Origin of the sequence: Hamadaea sp. NPDC051192, assembly GCF_040682475.1 — a bacterium.
GTDB classification, from domain to species: Bacteria; Actinomycetota; Actinomycetes; order Mycobacteriales; family Micromonosporaceae; genus Hamadaea; species Hamadaea flava.
In genome coordinates, this window is sequence record NZ_JBFBAZ010000221.1 from 1 (window position 1) to 8,823 (window position 8,823).

An 8,823-nucleotide genomic window follows, 5' to 3' on the forward strand; every position below is an offset into this window, starting at 1 on the left:
CTACTCACACCCACAACGCAAGCGCACGGCGCCCTATCACGTTTCCCAATGCAACCGCAGGCCCGGGAAGCATGCGCAACCGTGATCCGCAGGGGGTTAAGGGCTGGTGCAGGTCAGCGTGGGGACGCTGTTGGTGCCGGTCGACGTCCCGTTGAAGCCGAACGTCGCCGTCCCGCCCGCGCCGAGCGAGCCGTTGTACGACACGTTCTTCACGGTGATCGCCGACCCGCTCGTGGTCAGCGTGCCGTTCCACAGTTGGGTGATCGTCTGTCCGTTGGCGTACGTCCACTTCACGGTCCAGCCCGTGATCGGGGCGCTGCCCGCGGTCACGGTCACCTCGCCGCCGAAGCCGCCGGGCCAGGAGCTGGTGACCTTGTACGCGGCCGTGCATGCCCCGGACGACGAGGTGGGCGAGACCGAAGCCGACGGCGACACGGACGCCGAGGGCGAAGCGGACGGGGACGTCGAGGGTGACGTGCTCGGCGAGCCGGTCGAGCCACCCGAGGTCGTGTACGCCGCAGCCGTGTACGGAACCGAGCACTGCGACGAGCACGGCAGGCTGAACGAGTACACGCGGCCGCCGTTGATGAGCGCGTCGGTGACGTCGCGTACGCGGATCTGGAAGGACGTCGCGCCCGAGGTGAGCCCGCCGATGATGTAGGACTGGCCCATGTCGCTGTTCATCGCGGCGGTGTGCCAGGTGCCGTCGGCGAAGTACTCGACTCCGTGGATGCCGTTGGCCAGGTGGGACACGGCGATGGCCGGCCACCACTGCTGCGCCCCTTGCAGGAAGCCGATGTTGATGTCGCCGGTGTAGTCGGGCGCGGGCACGAACTTCCAGCTGATGTGCCGGTTGTTCCAGTGGTTCGGGTAGAGGTCGGTCAGCGTCGTGCCGTTCTTGACGAACGTGTTCAGCGAACCCTTGGCCAGGTCGAGGTGGTACGGGTCGTCGCGGCACCAGGCGTTGCCGTCGCCGCAGCTGTCGGCGACCAGCATGGTCAGCGTGCCGCCGTTGTACGCGTCGGCGACCCACGACCCGTTGCGGCAGAAGGCCTGGTTCGGCGCGCCGTCGTTGACGCCGGTGCAGTAGTCGGCGATCGAGACCTGGACATAGCGGCCGCAGTTGCGCCCGTTCTCCCACATGCCGGTCTTGGCGGCGTCGGGCACCGGCCGCGTCGAGTACGCGTAGTCGCGGGGCGTGTTGAACACGTTGAGGGCGACGAAGTTCTGACTGTCCAAATTAGCCTGAGGCAGTCCACAGCCGCCGTACGGCGAACCGAGGGCGTCGAACCAGGTGGCGTTGGCGGTGACCGGCGCAGGCGGATCAGGCAGCGCAAGCGCGGCGCCGGCGTAGCCGACGACGAGCAGGACAGCCGCGAGAACCGTGGAGCGCAGCAGGGTCACGCGCCTCATCTGAGGCACGCGCACGGGACATCCTTTCTCCGGGTCACGCCGTCCCCGGCTCTGGGCGGAGCCGGACCCGTCCGTTGGGAGTGGACGGCGATGGATGTCCTGACTGTAATCCCGCGGTGTCCCACTATCGAGTGGCAAGACGTTTGAGTTACGCGGAACGGGGTAGGCGCGAACCCCGTGACGACCGACGAGTACGACGCCGGCAGCCGGATGGGGCGAGCCTGGCTGCAGACCGACGACGGCCAGCGCTGGCGGCACGGACTCGGCGGGGGGACATCCTTGCTCCGCGACGCGATGCGCGCTCTGTCCGCCCGGCACGGCCGCGACTACCAACGCGGGTTTCTCGACGCGACGCAGACGCGGCGCTCGATCCGCGAACCGCGCCCGCTGGGGAGACGACCGGAACGGGTCAGCGTCACCCTGACCGTCGAAGAGGATCTCGCGTTGAAGAGCTTCCGGCTCGGCGACGGCGTCACACCCGCCTCACGTCTGCGCGCGATGCTGGCCGTGTACCGCGCCGACCCGGACTTCCGCGCGCGGGTCGATCAGGAGGCGCTGGCCAGCCGGGCGCTGAAGGCGATGCGCACGCCGACCGGAAACCGAGACATGAAACGCCCCGGTCGCTGAGCGAATCGCCGTGAGCGACGCGCCCGCGACCGGGGCTGGCCGGTCCTCAACCGGTCGGGGTCAGTGCGTTCGCCTCCGCGGGATCCCGCGCCGCCAGACACACGATGCTCGCGTGCCGGGCCGTCGGGCACGGATCGGGCACGTCACATCGCGGGCAGGTGGCGCTCCCCTCCGGCGGGGTGTGCGCCGCCAGCAGTTCCCGGGCGGTCATCGCCAACGGGCTGTCCGGCGCCACCACCGGCATCTGCTCGACCGGAGGTGGTGGGGCGGCGGCCGGCACCGCCGTCCGTCGTTTGCGAGCCATCACGGCCCTCCCTGCATTCGCACTGCTCATGCTGCCCCGAGTGGGCAGCCTTCCCCTTGTCAACGAGCCGTGCGGGAGGGCCGTGCCGCGTACGGGATCTTCGGCGCGGCCGGTCAAGCCGTCCGGACGAGGGGCAACCGGAGAATCGTCCGGGCGTCCGGCGGCGAATGCGGGCCGGGATCGTCCAGATAGATCTCGTGGTACTTCCCCTTGACCGCATAGCCGTGCGTACGCGCGAAATCGCGCAACATCCGCAGGGCGGGCGCCTTGTCGCGCAACGATCCGGTGTACAGAACCTGCGCGACGGTGCCCTCGTCGAGGCTGGCGACGCTGATGTCCGACAGCAGCCCCTCGGGCACTATGCCGCGCAGCGTGGCCGAAGCCTTGGCGACGTCGGCGGTCCCGGTTTCCAGCGGCACCTTCTGCAGCAGTGACCACCGCCAGGCGTGCATGCGCTCGGGACGCATCGGGCCGCCGTCCGCCGACCACCACAACGCCTCGGTCGGATGCACCGGCAGCCGAAGGGCGGTGGCGACGCGGCGCAGCGCGTCGGCGTACGCGGGAAAGGCGTCGGGCGCGCCGTGGCCGTCGAGCGTCAGATAGCGCGTGAGACCGGTAGTGGCGATCGCGGGCCGGGAATCGACCGCCGGCGGTCCCGTCATCAGGATCTCGTCCATTTTTCGGGCCTCCGTTCACTGGAGGCAGTACCCGCGCGACGGCAGCCCGACACTGTTGATCAGCGATTCGGCTGCCTGATCAACGGTTCGGCTGGGCGAGGCTGATCTCCGTGAGCACGGACTTCGCGTCGGTCAGCGCGAGTTCGCCGTCCTCCTGGGCGAGGTCGCCGAGCGAGATCACGCCGACGACGCGGCCGCCCGAGATCACCGGCATCCGGCGTACGGCGTGCTCGCACATGATCGCGACGACCTGGTCCAGCTCCTCGTCCGGGCCGACGGTCACCACGTCCCGGCTGCACACCTCGCCGACGTGGGTGGTCTCCACGCCTCGGGAGTCCGCGATCCCCCTTATCACGATGTCCCGATCAGTGACTATGCCGACCAGGTGGCCTCGGTCGGTCACGATGAGGTCGCCGATGTCGTAGTCGCGCATCAGCCGCGCCGCGTGCACGATCGAGTCGGTCGCCTCGATCGTCACGGGGTCGCCGGTCATCACGGTCTCCGCGGTGAGCCTCATCCGGAGCTGCCCGCCTGCTCCGGCGTCTCGCTGATGTGCACCGAGGCGAGCTTCCACAGCCGCCCGTCGCGTACGCCGACCGCGGTTATCCGGCACTGCCGCCCGAAGATCTCGCCCTGGTCGTGGCCGGCGCATTCGTGGTCGCCCACGGCGACCGCGGAGTCGCCGTGCAGGCGTAGATCGACGGGATCGACGGTGAACGTCGTGTGGAACAGCCGGCCGTCCCGCCGCCGGGCCAGCCAAGCCTGCTTGTCCAGCACGTGCCCGGCCCGGTCCACGCCCAGGAAGTCGTCGGTCAGCAACTCCTCGACGACGTCGACCAGACCGCGGTACTCCGCCGTGGTCCACAGCCGCAGCATCGCCCGCACATCGGCCTCGGTGGTGCTCGAAGCGGGCAGAACACTTGTCATGACGACCCCTTTCCTCGGTCGCCGTCCCTCAAACCTCAGTCTGCGCCCGTCCGATCCCGCGCGCCATCGCCGGCACCGCCGTTCACGCGATCGGCCACCCCGGCGTGCTGCGTACACGGCCGTCAGAGGTCACCACCAGACCCTCGTACCCGTCAAGCGTCGCCAGCCACTCCAGTGCGCTCGCGCCCCGGGCGAACGCCGCGGTCGCGTACACGTCGGCCCAGAGCAGTTCCGGGCCCAGCACGCTGACCTGCCGCAGCCCCGTCGGCGGCTGTCCCGTGTGCGGGTCGACGATGTGCGTACCGCGATGGCGCGTTCCAGACGTCGCCAGCGCGCCGCGCCGCATGGTCACCGCGCGCAGGATCTTGCCGTCGCGTACCGGATCCTCGACGCCCACGCGCCACGCGGGCAGCCCGTCCGGCGCGTGCACCAACACATCGCCGCCCGCGTTGACGCACCAGCCGTGGTCCGCCGGCAGCCGCCGCGCGGTCCGCTCCACGGCCCATCCCTTGACCAGGCCGGAAGGATCGGTCCGCGGTGCGCCGCCCAGTGGGTCGGGCAAGGATCGCGCGTCGAAGAATCCACGTGTACGCACAAAGGCCTGATCGCAGCTCGCCAGTACCCAGCCCAAGAGCGGATCCGCAGCGGCCAGGGTCAGCTCACCGCGCTGCCAGCGGCTGATCTCGCTGTCGGCGCGATAGGTGCTGAAGATGTCGTCGGCACGCCGCAGTTCGGCGAAGTACGCCGTCACCGCGGCCTCGACAGCCGGCGTGGCCGGATCGGCGCCCCGCAGGTGGACGCTGATCGGCAGCCCCATGATCTGTTCGACCCAGGCCCGCTGGACGAACCCGGCTACGGGCGCGGTCATGACAGATGGGCGGCGTCGAGGGCCGCCTGCAACGACTGGATGTAGCCCTCGCTGGTGACCGTCGCGCCTGAGACGGTGTCGATGTTCGCGCTCTGCTGCGAGATCACCGAGTCGTGCAGGATCGGCAGGGCGTACTGGTTGATCTCCTGGTCCCGGTGGTTCTCGGTGGGGTACTCGACAGCCTCGACGTCGGTGATCTCGCCGTTGGCGACGGTGATCCGCACCTGCACCGGACCCCAGCGGGTCTGCGCGACCGAGCCGTCGTAGGTCTTGCTGCCCGAGGTGGTGGTCGTGCCGTTCGTGCCACCGCTCGTCGTGCCACCGCTCGTGGCGCCGCCGTTCGCCGTGCCGCTCTTCGTCTGCTGCTGCGCGGTCGAGCCCGAACCGGCGGACGCCGCGTTGTTCGCGGGTGTCACCGCGACCGTGTCACCGCCACCCGAGCCCATGGTGCTGGTGCGGTAGCTGAACAACAGCACCACCGCCGCCACAGTGGACAGCAGCCACAGCGTGATCCGCCGCATCTCTTCCTCCTACCGCTTCCTGCTACTCAGTCTCACCAGGCGAAGTGCTCGACGTGAACCCGGTCCGGCGCGACCCCGGCCTCGGCCGCCGTGTGCCGCACCCGGGCGCTCCAGTCGTCGGGGCCGCAGATGTAGATGTGCTGTCCGCGCGCGTCCGGGACGATGCGACGCAACGCCGCCAGGTCGCCGCTCTCGGCGTACCCGTGAGGCAACCAGGAATCCTGGGCGCGAGGTCCGAGGAGTGTGACGACGCGGAGCCCGCGCCGCGCGGCGAGCCACTCGATCTCCGACCGGAAGGCGAGCTCTTGCGCGGACCGCGCGCGATAGACGAGCGTGGCTTCGCCGTCGCGGTAGGGCAGGTCCCACAGCAGCGCGAGGAGTGGGGTGATGCCGATGCCGCAGGCGATCATCGTGACCGGACCACCCCGGTACGCCTCGCCCGTGAGCCGGCCGTACGGCCCTTCGACCAGGACGCGGGTGCCGGGCCGCAGGGTGGCGACGCGCGCGCTGCCGTCCCCGAGATCCTTCACCGTGATCCGCAGCCGATCCGGTCGCGGTGGACCCGACAACGAGTACGGATGTGCCCGCGACCAGCCGGGACCGTCGAGGAAGCGCCACTGGAAGAACTGCCCGGCCCGGACCGGCAGCCGGTCCAGGAACCGGCCCTTGAGGTACACCGAGGTGAGGCCGGGCCCTTCGGCGACCACCTCGGCGACCTCCAGCCGATGCCGGGCGGTACGCCAGGCCGGCAGCCCGACGCGGAAGATCAGGATCACCGCGGCCGTCGTCGCCCACAGCGTCCACCAGTACGCCCGCGCGATCGGGGAGGCGAGGAAGTCCGCACCGGTCCACAACTGGTGCGGCAGCGCCAACCCCACGCCGAGGTACGCGTACAGGTGCAACAGGTGCCACGACTCGTAGCGCAGCCGACGCCGGGCCGCCTTGATCGAGGTCACCACGACCATGACGATCGCCGCCGCGCCCGCCAGCGCGAGCAGCATCCCGGGATAGGTGGTGATCAGGTCCCAGAACGTGTGCAGCACGTTGTCGTGCACCGGCCCGGCGTAGCCGAGCGTGATGAGCACGATGTGGGCGACCAGGAGGTGGAACGAGGTGAACCCGACCCAGCGGTGCCACCGGGCCAGCTGGTCCTGCCCGAAGGCCCGCTCGACCCAGGGAATCCGCGCCAGCAGCAGCACCTGCAGCAGCATCAGATCCGAGGCGACCAGCCCGGCCAGCCGCCCGACCGCCGCGACCGCGCCCCAGCCGCCCCCGGCGACCTCCTGTACGCCGCCTTGAGCGACCCACAGCGCCACGACCACGATCACGGTCAGCCCGGCGGCGAACCCCGCCACGTCGGCCCACCAGCGCTTCATCTTCACGCCGTCGACGATCCCGGAGCCGCGTATGCGCCCGCTAAGGGTTTGCTGTGCCCAGCCTGTGAGCCGGGCACAGCGTCCGCGCTATTTGGTGATCGAGCCGGTCAAGCCGGCCTGGATCTGGCGGTTGAAGACGAGGTAGGTCACCAGGATCGGCAGCATCGCCAGGGTCATGCCGGCGAACAGCCGCGCCCAGTCCGTCTCGTACTTCGAGTTGTTCACGAGGTTGAGCAGGCCTTGGGTCAGCACGAACTTGCCCTCCTCGAAACCGCTCTGCGGCTTCATGAGCAGGTTGGGCAGGATGAACTGGTTCCACTGGCCGATGATGTTGAACAGGCCGATGCTGACCAGGCCGGGCTTGGCCATCGGCAGCATCACGCGGAAGAACAGCGTCGTGTGGCTCGCCCCGTCGATCAGGCCCGCCTCGGCGACGTCGGTGGACAGCGTACGGAAGAAGGAGTGCAGGAAGAACACCGTGAACGGCAGCGAGTACGCGATGTAGACGAGGATCAGGCCGCCGTAGGTGTTCAGGCCGATGACGCTGGACAGGCCGAGCATCGCGGCCAGGTTCTGCACCGTCTTGTAGAGCGGGATCAGCCCGAGGAAGATCGGCATGACCAGCCCGGTGAAGAACAGGTAGTAGACGATCCGGTTGCCGGGGAAGCGATACCGGGCCAGCACATACGCCACCATCGCGCCGAGCAGCATGCTCAGCGTCACGCTGAACGTCATCACGACGATGGTGTTGAAGAAGTACTCCCCGATGTGGCCCTTGGTCCAGGCCCGGCCGAACGCGCCGATGTGCCACGAACCGGGCAGGCTCAACGGCTTGTGCAGGATCTCGTCGTCGGACCGGAACGACTGCACCGTCGCCCAGAGCAGCGGCACACCGACCATCAGGCCCCACACGGCGAGGAACACGTGGGAGAAGCCGGTGAGGAGGCGGCCCTCGCCCTTGCTCTTCGGCGGCGGCTCCGCCACCGGTCCGGGCGCGGTCGGCAGCGCGTGTTTCGAGGTTGTCGTGGTCATCCCGGCCGCCCTAGAACTCGATCTTTTCCCGGCGCGTGATCCGCAACTGGATCAGCGCGAAGATGAAGGTGAACGCCGCCATCGCGACCGCCATCGCGCAGGCGTACCCGAACTTGTCGTAGCGGCTGCTGCCGAACGCGGTGTGATAGATCCACGAACTCATCACGTGGCTCGCCCCGGTCGCCTGCATGCTCGGCGGCGCGATCGCGTACGCGAGCAGGAAGAAGTCCAGCGCGGCGATGCCCAGGTAGACCCAGGCGACCGAGATCTGCTCCCACAGCAGCGGCAGCGTGATCCGGAAGAAGGTCTGGCCCCGGGTGGAGCCGTCGAGCAGCGCGGCCTCGAAGATGTCCTTCGGGATGGACTGCATGCCGGCCGAGAAGAGCACGAGGTAGAAACCGACACCGCCCCAGACGGCGATGACGATCAGGCACCAGAGGACCACCGGCGCGTCCAGCACGGTGTCGCCGAACGGGATGCCCGGCAGCAGCCAGGAGTCCGTCTCGCCCAGGAACAGCAGCGGATGCTGCGGGTCGACGATGCCGACCTTCGCCAGCAGCGCGTTGAGGAAGCCGGTGTCGGTGGAGCTTTCGAAGATGCGGCTCCACAGGATCGCCACGATCGCGATCGACAGCAGCTGCGGGAAGAAGAAGATCGTCTTGTAGAGGCCGGACCCGGCCACCCCGCGTACGCCCGCCTTGTCCCCACGGCCGCCGACGTTGAGCATGAACGCGAAGAACAGCGCCAGCAGGATGGTGACGATCGGATAGACCACGAGGATCACGGCGTTGTGGTACAGCGATCGCAGGAAGGTCTCGTCTTTGAGCAGATCGGCGTAGTTGCCGAAGCCGGCGTACGGCACCTCCGGCGTGAAGCCGTTCCAGTCCGTCAGCGAGTAGCCGATGGTCTGGAGATACGGCCAGATCACGTAGACCACGTACAGCAGCACGGGGAAGAACAGGAAGCCCACGATGAAGCGGGCTCTGCCGTGGTTCATGGCGAATCCTTAGGTCGGGTCTGCTGTGGGCAGGATCAGGGTTCCGGGGGGAAACTTTGGTGAAGTTTAGACCCGGAAACC

11 protein-coding genes are annotated in these 8,823 nt (G+C 69.0%); 1 reads left to right on the forward strand and 10 read right to left on the reverse strand.

Translation table 11 applies throughout. The features are described from left to right. Positions 1–96: 96 nt before the first annotated feature. The gene (locus AB0M47_RS40760; RefSeq protein WP_363423859.1) at positions 97–1,413 is read right to left on the reverse strand and encodes a cellulose binding domain-containing protein; all 1,317 of its coding nucleotides are present in this window, start codon (positions 1,411–1,413) and stop codon (positions 97–99) included. Between the two features lie 177 nt (positions 1,414–1,590). Here AB0M47_RS40760 and AB0M47_RS40765 point away from each other — a divergent pair, with 177 nt between their 5' ends. Then, positions 1,591–2,040 (forward strand): hypothetical protein, encoded by a 450-nt coding sequence (locus tag AB0M47_RS40765; RefSeq protein WP_363423862.1) that lies wholly within the window; start codon positions 1,591–1,593, stop codon positions 2,038–2,040. A 46-nt stretch (positions 2,041–2,086) separates the two neighbouring features. On the opposite strand, the gene AB0M47_RS40770 is transcribed toward AB0M47_RS40765, so the two are convergent. From AB0M47_RS40770 to AB0M47_RS40810, 9 genes are all read right to left on the reverse strand, one after another. Beyond that, positions 2,087–2,344: a hypothetical protein gene (locus AB0M47_RS40770; protein ID WP_253762820.1), complete on the reverse strand. Its 258-nt coding sequence runs from the start codon at positions 2,342–2,344 to the stop codon at positions 2,087–2,089. Positions 2,345–2,457: 113 nt separating this feature from the next. Then, on the reverse strand, positions 2,458–3,021 hold the full coding sequence (locus AB0M47_RS40775; RefSeq protein ID WP_363423865.1) for a GyrI-like domain-containing protein: 564 nt from the start codon (positions 3,019–3,021) through the stop codon (positions 2,458–2,460). Between the two features lie 79 nt (positions 3,022–3,100). Next, a complete protein-coding gene (locus tag AB0M47_RS40780; RefSeq protein WP_363423868.1) occupies positions 3,101–3,538 on the reverse strand; it encodes a CBS domain-containing protein in 438 nt (145 codons plus the stop codon). After that, positions 3,535–3,948 (reverse strand): nuclear transport factor 2 family protein, encoded by a 414-nt coding sequence (locus AB0M47_RS40785; RefSeq protein ID WP_363423870.1) that lies wholly within the window; start codon positions 3,946–3,948, stop codon positions 3,535–3,537. The genes AB0M47_RS40780 and AB0M47_RS40785 overlap by 4 nt, the downstream gene beginning before the upstream one ends. Positions 3,949–4,030: 82 nt before the next feature. Then, a complete protein-coding gene (locus AB0M47_RS40790) occupies positions 4,031–4,816 on the reverse strand; it encodes an FAD:protein FMN transferase (protein ID WP_363423873.1) in 786 nt (261 codons plus the stop codon). Next, positions 4,813–5,337 (reverse strand): FMN-binding protein, encoded by a 525-nt coding sequence (locus AB0M47_RS40795; protein ID WP_363423875.1) that lies wholly within the window; start codon positions 5,335–5,337, stop codon positions 4,813–4,815. Before AB0M47_RS40795 ends, AB0M47_RS40790 begins: the two co-directional genes overlap by 4 nt. 32 nt (positions 5,338–5,369) lie before the next feature. Further along, positions 5,370–6,713, reverse strand: a complete 1,344-nt coding sequence (locus AB0M47_RS40800) for a ferredoxin reductase family protein (protein ID WP_363423882.1) — start codon at positions 6,711–6,713, stop codon at positions 5,370–5,372. 87 nt (positions 6,714–6,800) lie between these two features. Beyond that, entirely contained in the window at positions 6,801–7,745 is a 945-nt protein-coding gene (locus AB0M47_RS40805) for a carbohydrate ABC transporter permease (RefSeq protein ID WP_363423878.1), read from the reverse strand. A gap of 10 nt (positions 7,746–7,755) precedes the next feature. Continuing rightward, positions 7,756–8,742, reverse strand: coding sequence for a sugar ABC transporter permease (locus AB0M47_RS40810; RefSeq protein WP_363423880.1), 987 nt, complete (start codon positions 8,740–8,742; stop codon positions 7,756–7,758). Between the last annotated feature and the right edge of the window lie 81 nt (positions 8,743–8,823).